The following is a 20,498-nucleotide window of genomic DNA, read 5'->3' as shown; positions in this document are numbered from 1 at the left end:
ACTGCTCAGGGGGTGCGTATCAAATGTCAGTGTGACGGGCTTCGGTCGAGATGTGTTTCCTCGGTGAGTCCTCCTGTGCGCTGTGGCCGGTGCGCGGGAACCGCGGGACACGGATCACCGGGGCACCGGACCGGCGGGCGAACGCGACGGCACGCGGGCCGTACGACGAGGCCGGCGACGGGCGGTTGAAGACGGGCAGCGCGCAGCGGCGAGCGGCGGGGCCGGGATGCGCGGAGCCGGGGTGCGGTAAGGGCAGCGAGAGGGCGCGGCGCGGGGCCACGACGGACGCAGTGACGCGGGAAGAAGAACCGCCCTCGGACGGAAGTTCCGCGGGTGCCGGGCGGAAGCCGCCGGCACCGGAACGGGATGCGATCTCTGTGTCCGAGGGGGGACTTGAACCCCCACGCCCGATAAAGGGCACTAGCACCTCAAGCTAGCGCGTCTGCCATTCCGCCACCCGGACAAGGTTCGTCGCCCGGCTCTGCCGTGGCGACGCGGACAACCATACCAAGCTCCGGCGGCCGTCTTCACCTCGGTAATGCCCGGTGAGCGTGCGGCCCGGCGGGGCTTCCGCCGGGCCGCCCGCTCCGGCGGTCGGTCAGGCCGCCGTCTCAGGGGGTCGCCCTCCGGTTCGCTGTCCGTCCGCGGGCCGCGGCCTGCCGGGTGCCCGGTCCGTACGGGCCGGGTCCGTGACGCGAACCGGTCCAGAATGCCTGGATCGTCCGTGAAGAGCGTGGCCCCTGCCGCGGTTTCGGAGGCGTTCAGCGCCGCGAACAGTTCGGCCTCCGTATCGACGGGGACGATCACACCGACCGGCGCGTACGGCCGGGACGGGTGCAGCGGTGACGACGGGTGCGACGACGACGGCAGCGGGGCGAGCAGCGCGGCAGGGGCGGCGTAGGCGGAGGTGTCCTGACCGGGCAGGAACCGGCCCTCATCCAGGGAGCCCTGGTGAAGCAGCACGGCTCCCTCTCCGACCGCCTGCCGGATGCGCTCGTGCACCTGCCCCGCCGACCCGGCGTCGCCCAGCGGCCCCAAGTCCAGCTCCGGCAAGGGGTCTTCGGGGGACGCGACGGCCAGCGGATGTCCGAAGCGGACCGAGCGGAGCGCGGGCAGATACACGTCGAGGAAGTCGTCGAGGAGAGCGCGCTGCACTACGAAGCGCGAGCAGACCGCCGGGCGGTGCGACGCGGCGCCCTTGCGGGTACGGCCTACGTAACGCCCGAACGCCTCCCAGTCCGAACAGGCCCACACCGCCCAGCAGTCGGGACCTTCGGGAGCTTCGCGGAGGTCGGACTCCGCGTGCGGCCCCCTCGCTGCGCGGCACGGCCGAGAAGCATCTGCCGTCGGCGACGGCTTCGGTCACCGCCTCGCGGGCGCACCGGCCGGCGAGGAGCGTGACCGGCAGTCCTTCCCGTAGGGCGAGGGCGCAGGCGAGGCTCGTCGACGCGGCGGGCCCGTCGTCCGCGGTGACGGCGACGACCGCGTTCCCGGCGAGGGCCTGTACGAGGACGGTCTCAAGGAGCGCGCCCATCGGCTGCTGCCGTGGGGCCACTTCACCCAGGGGGCCCGGCAGGGGTGGCGCTGCCCGCTCAGTCCCTGCCCGCTCAGTCCCTGCCCGCTCGGCTTCTCCCGCCGCCTCCGCGGCGCCGTCGACGTACCGGCGTACCGCGTCGATCGCCAGGTCGGCGTCGGCCTGTGCCTGCTTCCAGGGCAGACCCGACTCCCACACCTGCAACAGCGCGAGCAGCGTGCGGTGTTCGGTCAGCGCGTCGAGTGCGGCGGCGACGCGTGCGCAGCGCTCCGGCTGCGGTATGTGGCGCCACGCGCGGTGCTGGTCGCGTGCCGCGGAGACCGCGTCGCGGGCCGCGGCGGCGGACGGAGCGGGGGGACCCGCGATGGGCGTGCCGTCCAACGGGCTTGTGACGGCCGGCACTTGGCCTCCGTCGTGCCAGCCGCCGTAGCGGAGGCCCCGTATGAGCCCGTCACCGGTGAAGGCTTCGGGTGCGGCCTCACGGCAGCGGCGCCAGGCGTCCGCCCAGGCGGTGCCGGGCTTGAGCGTCAGACCGGACGAACCGGGCGCACCGGGCGAGGCGGGCAGGCCGGAGGGCAGGGGCGGCCCGGACGGACACGACGTGTCGGCCGGACCGGTCGGCGTCGGGGGTGGGAGTGACGAGGGTGAGGGTGTGGTGCCCATCGTTCTTCTCCGCTCTCGTTGCACATACGGGGCGGTCGCTGAAGCCGGCGTGGACTTGTTACTGGACAGTAGTGAGTTGTGGCGTGCCGTGGCACCCGCCCCCGCCCAGATATGCGGAACGTCACGTCCGCACCGCGGTTCACGCCGGCCCCGCGGCCGGTCGGCTCAGGCCAGCCGGTCGAGTACGAGCCGCGCCGTCCCGGTCGGCGTCTCACCGACCCGGACTCCTGCCGCTTCCAGCGCCTCCTTCTTCGCTCGTGCCGTACCGGACGAACCGGAGACGATCGCTCCGGCGTGGCCCATGGTCTTGCCCTCGGGGGCGGTGAACCCGGCCACGTAGCCGATGACGGGTTTGGTGACGTTCTCCTTGATGAACTCCGCGGCGCGCTCCTCCGCGTCGCCGCCGATCTCGCCGATCATCACGATGAGATCCGTGTCGGGGTCCTCCTCGAAGGCGGCGAGGCAGTCGATGTGGGTCGTGCCGATGACGGGGTCGCCGCCGATGCCGACGCAGCTTGAGAAGCCGATGTCGCGCAGCTCGTACATCAGTTGGTAGGTGAGCGTGCCGGACTTGGAGACGAGCCCGATACGGCCCGGCTCGGGTGCGATGTCGGCGGGGATGATGCCGGCGCCCGAGAGCCCGGGGCTGATGAGCCCTGGGCAGTTGGGACCGATGATCCGCGTTCCGCGCTGCTGTGCATAGGCCCGGAACGCGACGGCGTCGTGCACGGGCACGCCCTCGGTGATGACGACGGCGAGCGGCATGCCCGCGTCGGCGGCCTCCTCGACTGCCGCCTTGCAGAAGGCGGGTGGGACGAAGAGCACGGAGACGTCGGCGCCGGTGGCCTCACGTGCCTCGGCGACCGAGCCGAAGACGGGCACCGAGTGACCGTCCACGTCAGCGGTCGCGCCTGCCTTGCGAGGGTTGACGCCGCCGACGATGTCGGTGCCCGAAGCGAGCATGCGGCGCGTGTGCTTCATGCCTTCCGAGCCGGTCATGCCCTGGACGACGACCTTGCTGTCCTTGCTGAGGAAGATCGACATGGTCTCCCGCCTCCCTACGCGGCCCGGGCCGCGGACGTGGCCAGTTCGGCGGCGCGCTGGGCGGCGCCGTCCATGGTGGTCCGCTGCTCCAGCAGCGGGTGGGGGTTGGATTCGAGGATCTCCCGTCCGCGTGCGGCGTTGTTACCGTCCAGTCGCACCACGAGCGGCTTGGTCAGCCGGACCTGCCCGAGGGCCTGGGTGATGCCGTCGGCCACGGCGTCGCACGCGGTGATCCCCCCGAAGACGTTGACGAGGATGGACCTCACGGACGGGTCGCCGAGGACGACGGAGAGCCCGTCGGCCATCACCTGTGCCGAGGCTCCTCCCCCGATGTCCAGGAAGTTCGCGGGCTTCGCACCGCATCCGGCGACGACGTCGAGGGTGGACATCACCAGCCCCGCGCCGTTGCCGATGACGCCGACCTCGCCGTCCAGCTTCACATAGTTGAGGCCCTTCTCGGCGGCCTGCGCCTCCAGCCCGCCCCGGTCCTCCGGCTCGTCCTGCTCGCCCCAACGCGCCTGCCTGAAGCGGGCGTTGTCGTCGAGGGTGACCTTGCCGTCGAGTGCGACGATCTCGCCTCCTGCCGTACGGACGAGGGGATTGACCTCGACGAGGAGGGCGTCCTCGGAGCGCAGGATCCGCCAGAGCTTCCGCAGCACCGGCGCGACGTTCACCGGCAGGGCCGCCGCCGCGACGATCTCAGCGGCCTTCTCGTCCGTCACTCCCTCCACGGGGTCGACGGGGATGCGGGCGACGGCCTCGGGGCGTGCCTCGGCCACCTCCTCGATCTCCATGCCGCCCTCGGCGGAGGCGATGGCGAGGAAACAGCCCTGCGCCCGGTCCAGTACGAAGGAGACGTAGTACTCCTCGGCGACCTCGACGGGCCGGGCGAGCATCACCTTGTGCACGGTGTGGCCCTTGATGTCCATGCCGAGGATCTGGCGTGCGGTGATCTCGGCGGCAGCCGCGTCGGCGGCGAGCTTCACGCCGCCGGCCTTGCCCCTTCCTCCGGTCTTGACCTGCGCCTTGACCACGACGCCGTGCCGGTCGGCGTCGAGCTTCTCGGCCGCCTCACGGGCTGCGCCGCCCGTGTCCGCGACCTGTGCTTCCGGTACCAAGACGCCGTAGCGCTCGAAGAGTTCCCTCGCCTGATGCTCGAAAAGGTCCACGTGTGCTCCCTGGTCGATCTTCGAAACGATCGGTGCACGCCCCCTGGACATCGCTCTCCCGATGCGGGATAACAAGGTTCATACAGTATTCGTCGACTGTATGCAATCTGCTCTGACCTGAGCTTCACACCCGACGAAGGGACTCGTAAGCCATGCCCGACGACAGCCAGGACAGCCGCGAGAGCCAGGATCTGATCTCCGGTGGACATCTCGTCGCCAAGGCGCTCAAGGCGGAGGGCGTGGAGGTCATCTACACGCTCTGCGGCGGCCACATCATCGACATCTACGACGGCTGCGTCGACGAGGGAATCGACGTGGTGGACGTACGTCACGAGCAGGTGGCCGCGCACGCCGCGGACGGCTACGCACGGCTCACCGGAAAACCCGGCTGCGCCGTGGTGACGGCGGGCCCGGGTACGACCGACGCCGTCACCGGCGTCGCCAACGCCTTCCGCGCCGAGTCGCCCATGCTGCTCATAGGAGGCCAAGGGGCCCACACGCAGCACAAGATGGGGTCCCTTCAGGACCTTCCGCACGTCGACATGATGACGCCCATCACCAAGTTCGCCTCGACCGTGCCGGACACGGCACGCGCGGCCGACATGGTCTCGATGGCCTTCCGCGAGTGCTACCACGGCGCTCCCGGACCCTCGTTCCTGGAGATCCCGCGCGACGTGCTCGACGCGAAGGTCCCCGCCGAGAAGGCACGCGTGCCGAAGGCCGGCAACTACCGGGCCTCCACACGCCAGGCCGGCGACCCCGACGACATCCAGAAGCTCGCCGATCTGCTCGTACAGGCGGAGCGGCCCGCGATCCTGCTCGGTTCGCAGACCTGGACGTGCCGGGCCACCGACGCCGCGACCGAACTGGTACGGACGCTGAACGTACCGGCGTACATGAACGGCGCGGGCCGCGGCACCCTGCCGCCCGGCGACCCGCACCACTTCCAGCTCTCCAGGCGCTACGCCTTCTCCAACGCCGACCTCATCGTCATCGTCGGCACGCCCTTCGACTTCCGCATGGGCTACGGCAAGCGCCTCTCCCCCGACGCGACCGTCGTGCAGATCGACCTCGACTACCGCACCGTCGGCAAGAACCGCGACATCGACCTCGGCATCGTCGGCTCCGCCGACCTGGTGCTCTCCGCCGTCACACAGGCCGCCTCCGGCCGGATCAACGGCGGCGGCGACAAGCGCACGGCGTGGCTGGAGGAGCTGCGCACCGCGGAGCAGACCGCGCTGGAGAAGCGGCTGCCGCAGCTTCGTTCGGACGCCTCGCCGATCCATCCGTACCGGCTGGTGAGCGAGATCAACGACTTCCTCACAGAAGACTCGCTCTACATCGGCGACGGCGGCGACATCGTCACCTTCTCCGGCCAGGTCGTACAGCCCAAGGCGCCGGGCAACTGGATGGACCCGGGGCCGCTGGGGACGCTCGGCGTCGGCGTGCCGTTCGTGCTCGCCGCGAAGCAGGCCCGCCCGGACAAGGAGGTCGTCGCGCTCTTCGGCGACGGCGCGTTCTCGCTGACCGGCTGGGACTTCGAGACGCTCGTCCGCTACGACCTGCCGTTCGTCGGCATCGTCGGCAACAACTCCTCGATGAACCAGATCCGTTACGGCCAGAAGGCCAAGTACGGCGAGGAGCGCGAGCGGGTCGGCAACACCCTCGGCGACGTTCCCTACGACGAGTTCGCGCGGATGCTCGGCGGCCACGGCGAGTCGGTGCGCGAGCCCTCCGAGATCAGGCCGGCGCTGGAGCGCGCCCGTGCCTCCGGCAAGCCGTCCCTGGTCAACGTGTGGATCGACCCGGACGCGTACGCGCCCGGAACCATGAACCAGACGATGTACAAGTGAGGTGACCGCGGTGACCGATGTGACCGATACCAGTCCTGCCGACGGCACGACGACGGTGACGGAGAAGGCACTCGACGGGATTCGCGTACTGGACATGACCCACGTCCAGTCCGGCCCCTCGGCCACACAGCTCCTCGCCTGGCTCGGCGCCGACGTGATCAAGCTGGAGGCGACCTCCGGCGACATCACCCGCAAGCAGCTCCGGGACCTCCCGGACGTCGACTCGCTCTACTTCACGATGCTCAACTGCAACAAGCGGAGCATCACCCTCAACACCAAGTCCGAGCGCGGCAAGGAGCTGCTGACGGAGCTGATCCGGCGCAGCGACGTGCTCGTGGAGAACTTCGGCCCCGGAGCGGTGGACCGGATGGGCTTCACCTGGGACCGCATCAAGCAGATCAACCCGAAGCTGATCTACGCCTCCATCAAGGGCTTCGGCGAAGGCCCTTACACCACCTTCAAGGCGTACGAGGTCGTCGCTCAGGCCATGGGCGGCTCGATGTCGACGACGGGCTTCGAGGACGGGCCGCCGCTGGCGACCGGGGCGCAGATCGGCGACTCGGGCACCGGCGTGCACACCGTCGCCGCGGTCCTCGCCGCGCTGCTGCAACGCGAGCGCACGGGCCGCGGACAGCGCGTGAACGTGGCCATGCAGCACTCGGTGCTCAATCTGTGCCGGGTGAAGCTGCGCGACCAGCAGCGGCTGGCGCACGGCCCGTTGGGCGAGTACCCGAACGAGGACTTCGGCGACGAGGTGCCGCGTTCGGGCAACGCCTCCGGCGGCGGCCAGCCCGGCTGGGCGGTCAAGTGCGCGCCGGGCGGGCCCAACGACTACGTGTACGTGATCGTGCAGCCGGTCGGCTGGGAGCCGTTGACGAAGCTCATCGGCCGTCCCGAACTCGCCGACGACCCGGACTGGAACACCCCCGAGGCGCGGCTGCCGAAGCTGAACAAGATGTTCCAGCTCATCGAGGAGTGGTCCTCGACGCTGCCCAAGTGGGAGGTGCTGGGGGCGCTCAACGCCCACAACATCCCCTGCGGGCCGATCCTCTCGACGAAGGAGATCGTCGAGGACGAGTCACTGGCAGCCAACGGCATGATCGTCGAGGTCGACCACCCCGAGCGCGGCTCCTTCACCACCGTGGGCTCCCCGATGAAGCTCTCGGACTCCCCCGTGGAGATCACCTCCTCCCCGCTCCTGGGCGAGCACAACGAGGAGGTCTACATAGGCGAGCTGGGCCTGAACGAGGAAGAACTGGCGCTGCTCAAGACGAACGGAGTGATCTGACCGATGGCGCAGGAGAAGAACGACGGCCTCGCCACGCCGGACAAGGAAGCGGTACGGGCGGTGCTCGACGCCGCCCGCGCCGAGGGCCGCACGTCGCTGACCGCCCCCGAGGGCAAGCGCGTCGCGGACGCCTACGGCATACCCGTACCGGACGAAGGGCTGGCGGAATCCGCCGACGAGGCGGTGCAGTTGGCCGACAGGCTCGGCTTCCCCGTCGTCATGAAGATCGTCTCGCCGGACATCCTGCACAAGACCGACGCGGGCGGCGTCCGCGTGGGGCTGTCCTCGGCGGCGGAGGTGCGCAGCGCGTACACCGAGATCGTCGGCAACGCCCGTTCCTACGACGCGGACGCGAACGTACTCGGCGTGCAGGTACAGCAGATGGCCAAGCCTGGACAGGAGGTCCTGGTCGGCACGGTCACCGATCCCACCTTCGGCAAGGTCGTCGCCTTCGGGTTGGGCGGCGTGCTGGTCGAGGTCCTCAAGGACGTCACGTTCCGCCTGGCGCCCGCCTCCCGTGAGGACGCGGAGTCGATGCTGGACGGCATCAAGGCCGCCGAGGTGCTGAACGGCGTACGAGGCGGCGACCCGGTCGACCGTGAGGCGCTGATCCGTGTGATCACGTCGGTGTCGCAACTCGCGCACGACTTCCCGGAGTTGGCCGAGGTCGACCTCAATCCGGTCTTCGCCTCACCCGACGGTGCCACGGCTGCGGACATCCGCATCCTGCTCACCGAGGGGCAGCCGGCTCAGCGGCGGCGCTACACGCCCGCGGAGATACGCACCTCGATGAAGCGGCTCATGCAGCCGTCGTCGGTCGCGGTGATCGGTGCCTCCAACGAGCAGGGCAAGATCGGCAATTCGGTCATGCGCAACCTCGTGGACGGCGGTTTCTCCGGGGAGATCCACCCGGTGAACCCGAAGGCAGACGAGATCCTCGGGCGCAAGGCGTACAAGTCGGTCGCGGACATCCCCGGCGAGGTGGACGTGGCGGTCTTCGCGGTGCCCGCGAAGTTCGTCCCGGACACGCTGGAGGCCGTGGGCGCCAAGGGCATACCCAACGCGGTGCTCATCCCGTCCGGCTTCGCGGAGACGGGCGAGACCGAACTCCAGGAGAAGATCGTCGCGATCGGCGAGAAGCACGGTGTGCGGCTGCTCGGCCCGAACATCTACGGCTACTACTCGACGTGGCAGGACCTCTGCGCCACGTTCTGCACGCCGTACGACGTCAAGGGCGGTGTGGCGCTCACCTCCCAGTCGGGCGGCATCGGCATGGCCATCCTCGGCTTCGCGCGCAGCACCAGCACCGGTGTCTCCGCGATCGTCGGGCTCGGCAACAAGTCGGACCTGGACGAGGACGACCTGCTCACCTACTTCGCGGACGACCCGAACACGAAGTGCATCGCGATGCACCTCGAAGACCTCAAGGACGGGCGGGCGTTCGTGGAGGCGGCGCGGGAGACCGTGCCGAAGAAGCCGGTCGTCGTGCTGAAGGCGGGCCGTACCAGCGCGGGCGCGAAGGCGGCCGGTTCGCACACGGGCGCGCTCGCGGGCGACGACGCGGTCTACGACGACGTGCTGCGGCAGGCCGGTGTCATCCGGGCGCCGGGTCTGAACGAGATGCTGGAGTACGCGCGGGCGCTGCCCGTGCTTCCCACCCCGCAGGGCGACAACACGGTGATCATCACCGGCGCGGGCGGCTCCGGCGTGCTGCTGTCGGACGCGATCGTCGACAACGGGCTGTCGCTGATGGAGATTCCGCCGGACCTGGACGAGGCGTTCCGCGCCTTCATCCCTCCGTTCGGCGCGGCGGGCAACCCCGTCGACATCACCGGGGGCGAGCCGCCCTCCACCTACGAGGCCACGATCCGGCTCGGCCTGGAGGATCCCCGCATCCATTCCCTGGTGCTCGGCTATTGGCACACGATCGTCACTCCGCCCATGGTGTTCGCGGAGCTGACGGCCAAGGTCGTGGCCGAGGCGAGGGAGAAAGGCATCGAGAAGCCGGTGGTGGCGTCGCTCGCCGGTGACACAGAGGTCGAGGAGGCGAGCCAGTACCTCTTCGAACGCGGCGTCGTGGCTTACCCGTACACCACGGAGAAGCCGGTGGCCGTGCTGGGCGCCAAGTACCGCTGGGCGCGGGCGGCGGGCCTGCTGCGGTAGCGCCGCACGGCACACCGCACAGCAGCCGCATCAGAGCCGCACATCTGAAGAGCCGCACATGCCGTGGGTCTCTCCCGCCACTGGGCGGACGGTCCTCCGTCCGCCGTCGGGCGGGAGGCCCTCGGCGGGGCACCGGCGAAACCGCGGTAGCCGGGGTCCCGGCTCACAACCACCACACACACCCGGATCCGTACATCCACACGACACCCGGGACGAGCGGAAAGGCGGACGCAGCACCAGAGCAAGGGATCGGGACAGGGGGCGCTGGCCAGACTCTCTCTACGCAAGGGGTGCAGCACATGACAACAACAGAAGCTCCGTCGGCCCTCCCATACCGGGAGGTGACCGACCGCAACGGACGGACCTATCGCATAGGCGAGTCCGACATCGACATCATGGGGCGCCGCCGCCGCTGGATGGTGATCCTGCCGTGGGTCGGCATGATGGGCATCTCGTCGGCGGAGTACGCGTTCGCCTCCGCCGAGGACACGTTGCATCACGCCCACGGCTGGAACAGCCTGCACATCTTCTGGATCATGGGTGTCTGGGTGTTCTTCCAGGCCGGCGTGGCCATGCCCGTCGGGCAACTGCGCGAGTCGGGACGGTTCCCGGCGCGGCTGGCGATGATGTGGGGTGCCGTCGGCACGTTCCTGGGCTATCTCTCGCTCGCGTACGCGGAGAACCCCATCTGGGCCTACCTGGGCTTCGGCGTCTTCAGCGGCATGGGCGCGGGCGCCGTCTACGCGACGTGCGTGAACATGGTCGGCAAGTGGTATCCGGAGCGCAAGGGCGGCAAGACCGGCTTCGTCAACGGCGGTTTCGCCTACGGCTCGGTGCCCTTCGTGTACATCTTCACCGGCTTCATGGACCTGCATAACTTCAAGTGGGTCCTGGTGAGCGTGGGCGTCTTCCTGGCCCTCGTGGTCGCCGCCGCGGGCTGGTTCTTCAAGGACCCGCCGAAGAACTGGTGGCCGTCGCACATCGACCCGCTGCAGACACCGGACGACCCGCGTGCCCGCCGCGCACTGGAGAAGAACCCGCCGGCGGTCAAGCAGTACACCCCCAAGGAGGCCCTCAGGACCGGCAGGCCGCTGATCATGTGGTTCTGCCTGCTGTGCACCTCCGGCGTGAACATCTTCGGAATCGCCTTCCAGGTGCCCTTCGGTGACGACATGGGCTTCGCCGGCGGCATCGTGGCGACCGCCATGTCGCTGAAGGCCATCGTCAACGGCACCGGCCGGGGCGTGATCGGCTGGCTGTCGGACCGGTACGGACGCAAGCAGTGCCTGATCTTCGTCTGTGCCGTGCTCGGCCTGGCGCAGTTCGGCGTCCTGCTGTCCGGGCAGGCGGGTTCGATGCCGCTGTTCCTGCTCTGCTCGATGATCTCCGGGTTCGGCGGCGGCGCGATCTTCCCGCTGTTCGCGGCGCTGACGGCCGACTACTTCGGTGAGAACAACAACGCGACCAACTACGGGATGATCTACAGCTCCAAGCTGCTGTCCGGTCTCGCGGGTGCGGGCCTCGGCTCGCTCGTGGTGGGGGCGTGGGGATACGGCGGTGCGTTCGGGATCGCCGGAGGCACCTCGCTCTTCGCGGGCGTCGTCGCCCTCTTCCTGCACCAGCCGGGACGGCCCAAGAAGTCGCTGATCAAGCCCAATCCCAAGCCGATCAGCAGGGAAGTGATGTGACGGAAGGAGGCAGACGCGGCAGCGGCCGGGCGACCCGATTCCCCACGGGTGGCCCGGCCGCTGTATGTGCGCCTGTACGTACGCTCGGGGCGCCTGTCGAATCTGCGCACGTGGCGCCGCCCACGCGGTGGGCGGCGCCTTCCGTTTCCCCGCGCGGTCACCGTGGATCACCGGGGTCGCCTGGTCACCTTCGGGTCCGCAGCGAGAGCAGATGCGCCGCCGAACGGCGGGCGGTCCTGAAGGAGTCGGCCGGAGCGTCGTGCTCCACCTGCCAGTTGTGCTTCCTGCCGCCGGGCGTCCTGCCCACCTTCGTAAGGAAGTTCCGGTAGTCGATGTCGCCGTCGCCGACGTCGACCATGCGGTAGCCGTCCTCCGCGCTCTCGTCGTGCTCCCCGTCCTTGACGTGGAAGAGCGGATAGCGCTCCGGCTGCGCGAGTACGTACTCCAGCGGTTCGAACGGCGCGGGTGTGCCGTCGGGGCGGACGCTGAAGCGGTACTGGCCCGCGTACGCCCAGTAGACGTCCATCTCCAGGAAGACCAGTTCCGGGTCGGTCTCGGCCAGCAGCACGTCGTAGAGGCGCACTTCGGGCCGGTCCTCGGCGAAGCCGAACTCCATCTGGTGGTTGTGCTGGTAGAACTTCAGGCCGCGCCTCTTCGCGGCGGCGCCGTATCTGTTGAAGTCCTCCGCCGCGCGTTTCCAGCCGTCGACGGTACGGCCGTAGCGGTCGGGGCTGGACGCGGTGCCCACATGGGGCAGCCCGAGGGCGGCCGCGTCGTCGAGGACCTGGCCGAGCCGGGTGTCGAAGGTGTAGGCGGCGGGGTCGTCGGAGTAGTAGCCGACGTGGCTGCCGATGCCGCACAGCCCGTGCTCCCGCAGCAGTCCGCGCAGCTCCCGGAGGGAGATGTCGCCGGTGCCCTGGGTGTATCCGGCGAACTCGACCTGTTCGTAGCCGTATCGGGCCAGTTCCTCGAAGACGGCGGCGAATCCGAGGGAGGCCACCTTGTCGCGCAGGGTGTAGAGCTGTATGCCCAGCCGCCCCTCGGGCACGACGGGTCGACCGTACGCCGGGTCCGTGGCGGTGGCGGTATCGCGGCCGGTGGCGGCGTGTGCGCTTCCGGAAGCGCCCAGTACGGACGCGGCGGCGGCACCGGCGGCGACGCCGAGGAAGCCGCGGCGGCGCAGCCTGCGGGACAGTCCGGGGTCGGGTGTGTGGTTCGAGACGAGTCTCATGAGTGCTCTCCCAGGGCGAGTTCGATCAGCAGGGACTTGACGCCGGTGGCGGGAAAGGGCCCGGGTCCGTCCGTCACGCCGGGGCGCGAGCAGATCAGCACCGGTCCCTCCTCGCTGCGTGCGGGGAGCCGTCCGTGGCTTCCGCGCACCGGTGAGGGGTCGAGCGGCACGACGGCCATGCGGTAGCGCATGCCGGTCTTCTTGCGTGCGAGCGCGGCGGCGGCACGCAGACGCACATAGGGGTCGGCCGGGTCCATGAACAGTTCGGCCGGGTCGTAGCCGGGCTTGCGGTGGATCTCCACGAGCCGGGCGAAGTCGGGTGCGCGGGCGTCGTCGAGCCAGTAGTAGTACGTGAACCAGGCGTCCGGCTCGGCCACGGCGACGAGTTCGCCGGAGCGCGGATGGTCGAGGCGGTGGGCCTTCTTGCCCTGTGCGTCGAGGAGTTCGGCGATGCCTTCGAGTCCTTCGAGCGCCGCTCTTGCGGCGCCGAGGTCGGCGTCGGGGTCGCGCACATAGACGTGGGCGAGCTGGTGGTCGGCTACGGCGAAGGCACGTGACGTCGTGGGGTCCAGATACTCCATGCCGTCCTGGGTGTGCACTTCGAGCAGACCGGCTCGGCGCAGCGCCCTGTTGACGTCGACGGTGCGCCGTACGGAGGTGATGCCGTACTCGGAGAGCGCCACGATCGTGCGGCCCCCGGCGCGGGCGTCTTGCAGCAACGGCCCCAGTTCGGCGTCGAGTTCGGCGGCGGCACGGTGTGATCGCGGGTCGTCGGGGCCGTGGCGCTGTAGGTCGTAGTCGAGGTGGGGCACGTAGCACAGGGCGAGGTCGGGCCGCCGGGTGCGCAGGATGTGCCGGGTGGCGGCGATGATCCAGCGGGAGGAGACGAGGTCCGCGCCGGGCCCCCAGAAGTGGAAGAGGGGGAACGTGCCGAGGGCGCCGGTGAGTTCGTCGTGCAGCGCCGGCGGGCGGGTGTAGCAGTCGGGCTCCTTGCGTCCGTCGGCGTAGTAGACGGGGCGTGGGGTGACCGTCCAGTCGGTGTCGGCGCCCATGGCGTACCACCAGCAGATGTTGGCGACGGTGTAGCCGGGGTGGCGGGCGCGGGCGGCGTCCCACAGTTTCTCTCCGGAGACGAGGGCGTTGTGCTGGCGCCACAGCAGCACCTCGCCGAGTTCGCGGAAGTACCAGCCGTTGCCGACGATGCCGTGGCCGTCGGGGGTGAGTCCTGTCAGGAAGGTGGACTGTGCGGCGCAGGTCACGGCGGGCAGCACGGTTTCCAGCGTGGTCTGGCTGCCGTTGCGGGCGAGGGCCTGCAACTGCGGCATGTGGGCGAGAAGTTGAGGTGTCAGGCCGACGACGTCGAGTACGAGCAGGGGCCGGGGGCGTGTGGGCGGGTGCGCGGCCGGTTCCCGCGCGGAGGCTTCGCGCGGCGCGGGCTCGTGGGCGGAGGGCACGGAGTCGGCGGGCTCGTGGGGGGAGTGCCCGGGTTCGGTGGGCTCATGGGCGCGGCTGTGCCGGGGCGGCTCCGCGGGTCGCTTCTCGTTCAAGGCAGCTCCTTGAGGCCGAGGCCGGTCAGCATCCCCCGCGCGACGTCGAGTTCTGCGGCGATGCCGTCGGCGAGCTGGGCGCGGGTGCGCGGCCGCAGCCGCTGCGGCAGGGCCTGCCAGGTGTAGGTCTCCACCTCCAGATGGCGCGTGAGCGGCACGGGGCCGCCCACCAGACGGGCCAAGGCGGCCCGCAGTACGTCCAGCGTGGAGGTCAGCGGCGGCGCGGGAGGCGCGTGCAGCGGTACGTGGAAGTGGGAGCGCCAGGGCACTCCGGCGGGCAGCGCACCGGTACGCAGCGCCTCGCCGAGGTCGTCGGTGCCGACCACGCCGGACGGTGTGCGTGCGCGGGTCTGATGGAGGAAGCGCGGCTCGTCGAACTCGCCGAGCGCGGCCAGCACGCTTTCGGACGCGGGCTGTTGGGCGTGCAGCGCGGCCGAGAGCTGGCTCTTGACGACCGGCACCCCTGCTCCGGCGAGCGCGTCGAGGGCACTCGACGGCTCCTCGAACTCGGTGGCCAGATGGCAGGTGTCCACGCAGACGCCGACGCGGTGCGCGGGCGGTGCGTGGGCGCCGCCGAGGGCTTCGACCGCGTCGGCGGTGGTCTCCACCGTGCAGCCCGGCTCGGGTTCGAGACCGACGCGGATGCTGCGTCCCGTCATCTCCTCCAATGCGTCCAGGCGAGCCGAGAGCACGCCGAGTGCGGTGAGCGCGGCGCGGCGGCGCTCGGGGGTGAAGCCGTCGCGCCAGGCCAGCGGCAGCGTGGAGACGGTGCCTTCGGCGGCGTCCTCCGGCAGCAGCGCCGTCAGCAGCCGTGCGAGTTCGCTCGTGTGCTCCAGCCGTGCGGGCTCGGTCCAATCGGGCCTGTAGACGCGGTACTTGACACGCTGCGCGCCGAAGCCCCGGTAGGGGAAGCCGTTGAGGGTGACGACCTCCAGGCCGCGGCGGTCGAGTTCGGTACGCAGCGCCCTCACGGCAGAGGGATCGACCGTGAGCCTTCGTACGGCGTCGCGGGCCAGCCACAGGCCGATGCCCAGCCGGTCGCGGTGGAGCCGCCTGCGCACCGGCTCGGCGTGCTCGCGGAGTTGGGCCATGACGCCTTCGAGGTCTTCGGCGGCGTGCACATTCGTGCAGTAGGCGAGGTGGACGGTCGAGCCGTCGGGATGTCTGAAGCGCATAGCAGCCCCGCCCCCTCAATCCCCGCCGCGCAGCACGGAGTTGCCCTCGTGGGTGGCCGTGCCGCCGTCGCCGGACTGCGGATGCGCCCTCTCCAGCTCCGGTGCGAGGCGTCCGCTCTGTCCGTAGAAGGCGACGGGGTTGCGCCACAGCACACGGTCGACGTCGTCGTCGTCGAAGCCCGCGTCGAGCATCGCGTCGCCGACCGCGCGGGTCTTGAGCGGATCGCTGCGGCCCCAGTCCGCCGCCGAGTTGACCAGTACGCGCTCGGTGCCGTGCAGCCGCAGCAGCCGCACCATGCGCCGCTCGTCCATCTTGGTCTCGGGGTAGATCGAGAAGCCCATCCAGCAGCCGGAGTCGGCGGCCTCGTCGACGGTCGTCTCGTTGAGGTGGTCCAATACGACGCGCTCGGGCGGCAGTTCGGACTCGCGCAGCACATCGAGGGTGCGGGTGAGACCGGCCGCCTTGTCGCGGTGCGGGGTGTGTACGAGGGCGGGAAGGCCGTGGTCGGCGGCGAGTTGGAGCTGGGCGGCGAGCGCTGTGTCCTCGGCGGGAGTCATGGAGTCGTAGCCGATCTCCCCCACGGCGACGACTCCGTCCTTCACGAGATAGCGCGGCAGTTCGTCGAGGACGGGCACACAGCGCGGATCGCCGGCCTCCTTGGGGTTGAGGGCGATGGTGCAGTGGTGGGCGATGCCGTGCTGCGCGGCACGGAACGGCTCCCAGCCCAGGAGGGAGTCGAAGTAGTCGTAGAAGGACCCGGGTGAGGTGCGTGGCTGGCCCAGCCAGAACGACGGCTCCACGAGGGCCCGTACGCCTGCCTCGTACATGGCGGTGTAGTCGTCGGTGGTCCGCGAGGTCATATGGATGTGCGGGTCGAAGATGCGCATCAGAACTCCTCGGGCGGGTCGGCCTGTTCGGGTGCGTGCGGTGGTACGGGCGGGTCGGGGCGGTCCCCACGGGCGCGCGCCTGTCCCGTCAGGTCGAGCGCGCGGTGCAGATCCGGCGGCACGGGCCTTCCGGCGGCGGCTCGTTCGGCGGCGAAGTCGCCCAGCATGCGGGCGACTTCGGCGTCGCCGCGGGCGCGGCGTGCGAGCCCGGCCACGGCGTCCAGCGGCACCCCCGTGAACAGGCACTTCAGCACCGCGTGCCGCCAGGCGTGCGCGTCGAGATGTTCGGCGGCGTACGGGCCGACGGCGGCGGCGATCAGCGTGGTGTCGTTGGCGCGCAGTGCGTCCTCGACGAGCGGCACGGCCTGCGGCGTCCCACCGGTGGGCAGCAGATGCAGCGCGCTGAGCACGGCGGCACGCTCGGCGGCGGTGCCCTGCCGGTAGAGGCGGCCGAGGGTGGCTGCCCCCGCGCCTGCCGCATGGAGGAGCAGCACACGTGCGTCGGTCGCGGCCGCGGGTCCGCAGTGCCGCCCGGCGGAGGCGAAGTGCAGCTCCCAGCGGGCCTGCCGGGGAGCGCGGGCGGCCTCGGCGAGGGCGTCGTCGAGCCAGGTGCGGGCCTCCCCGCCTTGGGGCAGGCTGCGCTCCAGACGAGCCTGTACGTCCTGGAGCGAGCCGTGGCCGTGCTTGGGCGAGCAGTCGTGCTGGGGCGAGACGTCGTGCCGGCCCGACGAGCCGTCGTGGTCCGGGGAGTTCGAGGGAAACTGCGAGTTCGAGGGGCGTCGCGAGTTCGAGGGGCCGGTGGAGGGAGGGTTCACCGTGGCGCCTCCCCGGGCCGATCGCCGGACGGTGCCGTGGCCGCCCCGGACGCGGTCGCGTCCTCCGGGACGTTCGTCGTCTGCGCCTCCGCCTGCCGGAGGTGGCGCAGGGCATCGCGGGCGCAGTCGGGACCGGCGTGGGAGTGACGCGGCAGTTCCACGGTGACGAGTCCGCCGTAGCGGGCCTCCCGCAGGGCGCGCAGCACCGGCGGTACGTCCAACTCGCCCTCGCCGAACGGCAGATGCTCATGGACGCCGCGCCGCATGTCCTCGATCTGCACATGCCGCAGCCACGGCGCGGCGGCCCTCACGCACTGATGCGGCGGCTCGGCCTCCAGACAGAGGCAGTGCCCCACGTCGAGGGTGAGACCGAGGCCGTCGGGTTCGCCGAGGGCCGTGCGCAGCCGGTGGAAGGCGGCCAAGTCGTCGAGGAGATGGCCCGGTTCGGGCTCCACGGCGAGTGCCACACCCGCGGCGCGGGCGGCGGAGAGCAGCGACGCGGCGGCGTCGGCGAGACGCGGCCAGGCGGTGTGCTGGTCCGCGCCGTCCGGCAGGGTGCCGCTGAAGAAGTGCACTGCGTGCGCGCCGAGTTCGGCCGCGACCCGTACGGCCTTGAGCAGCAGTTCCAGCCGGGCCGCGCGGGCGTCCGGATCGGGGTCGAGGAGAGTGGGGTGGTGCTTGCGGCGCGGATCGAGCACGTACCGGGCGCCGGTCTCCACGGTGACCTCCAGCCCGTGCCGTTCAAGTGCCCTTCCTACGGCGGCCGTTCGCCGCGCGAGGTCCGGGGCCAGGGGGTCGAGGTGCATATGGTCGAGGGTGAGGCCGACGCCGTCGTAGCCGAGGTCCGCGAGCAGGGCGAGGGCGTCGCCGAGCCGGAGGTCCGCGAGGCCGTTGGTGCCGTATGCGTAGCGCAGCCGGGTCCCGGCAGCGTCGCCGTTCCCGTGCTCGGTTCCGGTGGCGGTTCCGGGTCCGCCCGTGCGCGGTCCGGGGGGCTCGGTCATGTGGGGCTGACCTTCCGTGAGAGCCGGGCGGCGGCGGGCGTCAGCGCCAGCACGGCTACGGCCCAACCGGACCGCCCCGCACGGGCGTTGAGCGCTGCCTGAAGGGGGATCGTGGCGCGGATTCCCCCTCCGACCGCGCGTTGCAGCAGCGCCGGTGAGGGGTCGGGCAGGGCGGCGACGAGGGGGCGGGCGGCGGTGACGGCGTATGCGGCGGCCGACGCGGTCACCGCCGCCCGCACCGGCCCCGGCCTCGTACCCGAATCCGCACCCGCACCCGCACCCGCACCCGCACGGCCGCGGGAGTCCCCGGCGCGGCCGGGTCGCACGGCACCCCAGGTGGCGGCGGCCACCGCACCTACGGCGCCGAGCGCGGCCAGCGGCACGGCAGGCGCCGCACCGAGCGTCTCCCGCCGTGAGACGGCCGTCACGGCGAAGGTGTGCGTACCGAGCAGCCCCGCGGCGCGAAGTACCGCGCCGGAGGCGGAACTTCGGCGACGCGGGCCCTGTCGCGCACCCGCCTCGGACGCGGAGGCCACGGCACCCAGCACGAGGTCCAGGCCACGGGCGGCGGCCATCGTCGCGGGCCCGAGCGCGGTGTGCTTCAGGCCCAGGTCGTACGCCCATACGGTGGCGGCCAGCGCGGAAGCGGTGAGCAGCGCCCCGCGTCCCGCCACGGCGGCCAGCCCGAGGCCCGAGGCCGTGAGCGCGGCGGAGGCGGCGAGCGCGCTGCCGGGGGTGATGCGCCCGGACGGCAGCGGACGGGAGGGACGCTCGACGGCGTCGATATGGCGGTCGGCGTAGTCGTTGAGCGCCATGCCCGCCTCGTAGAGGCAGAGGGACGATCCGGCGGCCAGCGCCGTGCCCCGGTTCGGGCGGTGCCCGGAGGCGGCGGCGCCCGCGAGCGCGTCCCCCGGCACGGTGAACAGGGCGGAGACGCGCAGCAGTCGGGCCCAGGCGGCACCGTCGCCAGGGCAGCCCCCAGGCTCCGTACCGGTGCCGGTACCGGTGACCGGTTCGGGCACGGGCCCTGGAGCCGGTCCCGTACCGGAGCCGTCGTGACCGCCGACCGCGGCCCGGAACGCCCGGCCGCTCACAGCCCGCCCCGCAGCCGGTCCGCCAGGGCGAGCAGTTCCCGCCACTGCCCCGGAAGATCGCACGGCCCGTCGTCGGGGTCCTTGAAGTAGAAGCCCAGCCCCTTCACCGGCCCGCTGCCCCCGCGTTCGTGGACGCGGGCGACGATCCGTACGAGATCCAGCACGAGCGGCGCCGCCAGCGCGGAGTCGCAGCCCTGCCAGACGGTCTGGAGGATCATGCGCGAGCCGAGGAAGCCGTCGAAGGCCACGTGGTCCCACGCCGTCTTCCAGTCGCCGAGCGCCGGTACGTCGTCGATGTGCACTCGCCCCTCCGGCATCCGTCCGAGGTTGTCGGCGAGCACGCGTTCCTTGCCGGAGTTCTTCGCCGCCGCGGCCCCCGGGTCGGCCAGTGCCGCGCCGTCGCCGCCGCCCAGCAGATTCGTGCCCGACCAGGCACGTACGGACAGCGCCCGCTGCGCGAACATCGGCGCGAGCACGGAACGCAGCAACGTCTGGCCCGTCTTGCCGTCACGTCCCGCGTACGGCAGTGACGAGCGGCGGGCGGCCTCGCGCAGCCGCGGATGGTGCAGCCCGCTGGACGGCGTGAAGTTCACATACGGGCACCCGGCGCGCAGCGCGGCCGACGCGTAGCGGGAGCTGGGCGGCAGTGCGGTATCTGCGTCGCTTGGGGCGGCCTCCGTGGAGGCCACGTTGACGACGACGGTGCGGGCGAGCCCGTTCTCGCGGGTGAAGGCGGTCAGGTCGGCGGCGAGCGCGTCGATCGCCTCGTCCTCGCCTCGTGGGTCGTCGGCCGGGGGGCCGCCGGGCCGTATCCACGAGTCGGCGGCGGTGAGTTCGGCGTGCACGGCGGCCGGCAGGCCGTGCGGCAGTACACCGCCCGCGACGAGTTGTTCGGCACGCTTGGGCAGCGGGCAGGACACCGTGTCATGGCCGCCGAAGACCAGCCGTCCCAGCGGCGGAAGACCGCATCCGGCGAACTCGGCTGTCTCCGTGATCATCCCGGTGGGCGGGTGCATTCCGGAGGCGGTCGCGGCGCATCCGGCGATCGCCGTGGTGGCGACCGAGCCGCGTGCTCCTACGAGCCAGACGCCGGTGCGGGCGCCCCCGTCGGGGGCGGTCGGCTGGTTGGTGTGGTCTTCGGTCACGGCCTGCCTCCGCTGTGAGGGGTACGTACGGATGGGGTCGGCGTCGCGGTGAACGTCACGGGCGAGGGGTCTCGGGTCTCCCCCGGGAGCCGGGGCGCGCTGAACTGCCGTGTGCGGCTGCGGAGTCGAGTCGGCGGAAGTCGAGTCGGTACTGAGTCGGCTGCGTCGGTGCTGTGTCGGTAGGGGCGCTGATGCGGCGG

At 71.3% G+C, this 20,498-nt stretch carries 15 protein-coding genes, 1 tRNA gene and 1 pseudogene; 4 read left to right on the top strand and 13 right to left on the bottom strand.

Annotation, left to right across the window (positions count from 1 at the left end; translation table 11 throughout):
• Nucleotides 1–378: 378 nt before the first annotated feature.
• The 5 genes and pseudogenes from MMA15_RS24825 to sucC all read right to left on the bottom strand — a co-directional run bounded on the left by MMA15_RS24825 (nt 379) and on the right by sucC (nt 4,410).
• Nucleotides 379–463, bottom strand: a tRNA-Leu gene (locus MMA15_RS24825).
• A complete protein-coding gene (locus MMA15_RS28590; protein WP_372498373.1) occupies nt 421–1,254 on the bottom strand; it encodes an aldehyde dehydrogenase family protein in 834 nt (277 codons plus the stop codon). Before MMA15_RS28590 ends, MMA15_RS24825 begins: the two co-directional genes overlap by 43 nt.
• Nucleotides 1,255–1,402: 148 nt before the next feature.
• A pseudogene (locus tag MMA15_RS28585) lies at nt 1,403–2,197 on the bottom strand (aldehyde dehydrogenase family protein); the annotation flags it as partial.
• Nucleotides 2,198–2,362: 165 nt separating this feature from the next.
• Nucleotides 2,363–3,241 (bottom strand): succinate--CoA ligase subunit alpha, encoded by an 879-nt coding sequence (gene sucD / locus MMA15_RS24815; protein ID WP_241062388.1) that lies wholly within the window; start codon nt 3,239–3,241, stop codon nt 2,363–2,365.
• A 14-nt stretch (nt 3,242–3,255) separates the two neighbouring features.
• Nucleotides 3,256–4,410, bottom strand: a complete 1,155-nt coding sequence (sucC, locus tag MMA15_RS24810) for an ADP-forming succinate--CoA ligase subunit beta (protein ID WP_241062387.1) — start codon at nt 4,408–4,410, stop codon at nt 3,256–3,258.
• A 152-nt stretch (nt 4,411–4,562) separates the two neighbouring features.
• Here sucC and MMA15_RS24805 point away from each other — a divergent pair, with 152 nt between their 5' ends.
• The 4 genes from MMA15_RS24805 to MMA15_RS24790 all read left to right on the top strand — a co-directional run bounded on the left by MMA15_RS24805 (nt 4,563) and on the right by MMA15_RS24790 (nt 11,402).
• Nucleotides 4,563–6,263 carry a thiamine pyrophosphate-binding protein gene (locus MMA15_RS24805; protein ID WP_241062386.1) on the top strand — a complete coding sequence of 567 codons (1,701 nt, stop codon included), beginning with the start codon at nt 4,563–4,565 and terminating at the stop codon, nt 6,261–6,263.
• Nucleotides 6,264–6,318: 55 nt separating this feature from the next.
• Complete coding sequence (frc, locus tag MMA15_RS24800; RefSeq protein ID WP_241063470.1) at nt 6,319–7,551, top strand: formyl-CoA transferase; 1,233 nt, start codon at nt 6,319–6,321, stop codon at nt 7,549–7,551.
• Nucleotides 7,552–7,554: 3 nt separating this feature from the next.
• On the top strand, nt 7,555–9,714 hold the full coding sequence (locus MMA15_RS24795) for an acetate--CoA ligase family protein (protein WP_241062385.1): 2,160 nt from the start codon (nt 7,555–7,557) through the stop codon (nt 9,712–9,714).
• Nucleotides 9,715–10,013: 299 nt separating this feature from the next.
• A complete protein-coding gene (locus MMA15_RS24790) occupies nt 10,014–11,402 on the top strand; it encodes an OFA family MFS transporter (protein ID WP_241062384.1) in 1,389 nt (462 codons plus the stop codon).
• Nucleotides 11,403–11,586: 184 nt separating this feature from the next.
• On the opposite strand, the gene MMA15_RS24785 is transcribed toward MMA15_RS24790, so the two are convergent.
• From MMA15_RS24785 to MMA15_RS24750, 8 genes are all read right to left on the bottom strand, one after another.
• Nucleotides 11,587–12,633, bottom strand: a complete 1,047-nt coding sequence (locus MMA15_RS24785) for a sugar phosphate isomerase/epimerase family protein (protein WP_241062383.1) — start codon at nt 12,631–12,633, stop codon at nt 11,587–11,589.
• A complete protein-coding gene (locus MMA15_RS24780; RefSeq protein WP_277401396.1) occupies nt 12,630–14,006 on the bottom strand; it encodes an alkaline phosphatase family protein in 1,377 nt (458 codons plus the stop codon). The genes MMA15_RS24785 and MMA15_RS24780 overlap by 4 nt, the downstream gene beginning before the upstream one ends.
• A gap of 170 nt (nt 14,007–14,176) precedes the next feature.
• Entirely contained in the window at nt 14,177–15,355 is a 1,179-nt protein-coding gene (gene eboE / locus MMA15_RS24775) for a metabolite traffic protein EboE (RefSeq protein WP_241062382.1), read from the bottom strand.
• 15 nt (nt 15,356–15,370) lie between these two features.
• A complete protein-coding gene (locus tag MMA15_RS24770) occupies nt 15,371–16,243 on the bottom strand; it encodes a TatD family hydrolase (RefSeq protein WP_241062381.1) in 873 nt (290 codons plus the stop codon).
• On the bottom strand, nt 16,243–16,890 hold the full coding sequence (locus MMA15_RS24765) for an EboA domain-containing protein (RefSeq protein WP_241063466.1): 648 nt from the start codon (nt 16,888–16,890) through the stop codon (nt 16,243–16,245). The genes MMA15_RS24770 and MMA15_RS24765 overlap by 1 nt, the downstream gene beginning before the upstream one ends.
• A gap of 164 nt (nt 16,891–17,054) precedes the next feature.
• Complete coding sequence (locus MMA15_RS24760; RefSeq protein WP_241062380.1) at nt 17,055–18,059, bottom strand: sugar phosphate isomerase/epimerase family protein; 1,005 nt, start codon at nt 18,057–18,059, stop codon at nt 17,055–17,057.
• Nucleotides 18,056–19,153: an SCO3242 family prenyltransferase gene (locus MMA15_RS24755; RefSeq protein WP_241062379.1), complete on the bottom strand. Its 1,098-nt coding sequence runs from the start codon at nt 19,151–19,153 to the stop codon at nt 18,056–18,058. The genes MMA15_RS24760 and MMA15_RS24755 overlap by 4 nt, the downstream gene beginning before the upstream one ends.
• Nucleotides 19,150–20,298: an inositol-3-phosphate synthase gene (locus MMA15_RS24750; protein ID WP_241062378.1), complete on the bottom strand. Its 1,149-nt coding sequence runs from the start codon at nt 20,296–20,298 to the stop codon at nt 19,150–19,152. Before MMA15_RS24750 ends, MMA15_RS24755 begins: the two co-directional genes overlap by 4 nt.
• Nucleotides 20,299–20,498 lie beyond the last annotated feature (200 nt).

Origin of the sequence: Streptomyces marispadix, from assembly GCF_022524345.1 — a bacterium.
GTDB classification, from domain to species: domain Bacteria; phylum Actinomycetota; class Actinomycetes; order Streptomycetales; family Streptomycetaceae; genus Streptomyces; species Streptomyces marispadix.
Note: the sequence above shows the minus strand (reverse complement) of the source record. Positions and strands in the feature narration are given on the sequence as shown.

What these genes read in the sequence shown, in the direction of transcription:
- sucD (WP_241062388.1), bottom strand. Translation starts at nt 3,241, where the DNA reads ATGTCGATCTTCCTCAGCAAGGACAGCAAGGTCGTCGTCCAGGGCATG.
- MMA15_RS24805 (WP_241062386.1), top strand. Translation starts at nt 4,563, where the DNA reads ATGCCCGACGACAGCCAGGACAGCCGCGAGAGCCAGGATCTGATCTCC.
- MMA15_RS24795 (WP_241062385.1), top strand. Translation starts at nt 7,555, where the DNA reads ATGGCGCAGGAGAAGAACGACGGCCTCGCCACGCCGGACAAGGAAGCG.
- MMA15_RS24790 (WP_241062384.1), top strand. Translation starts at nt 10,014, where the DNA reads ATGACAACAACAGAAGCTCCGTCGGCCCTCCCATACCGGGAGGTGACC.
- MMA15_RS24785 (WP_241062383.1), bottom strand. Translation starts at nt 12,633, where the DNA reads ATGAGACTCGTCTCGAACCACACACCCGACCCCGGACTGTCCCGCAGG.
- eboE (WP_241062382.1), bottom strand. Translation starts at nt 15,355, where the DNA reads ATGCGCTTCAGACATCCCGACGGCTCGACCGTCCACCTCGCCTACTGC.
- MMA15_RS24770 (WP_241062381.1), bottom strand. Translation starts at nt 16,243, where the DNA reads ATGCGCATCTTCGACCCGCACATCCATATGACCTCGCGGACCACCGAC.
- MMA15_RS24760 (WP_241062380.1), bottom strand. Translation starts at nt 18,059, where the DNA reads ATGACCGAGCCCCCCGGACCGCGCACGGGCGGACCCGGAACCGCCACC.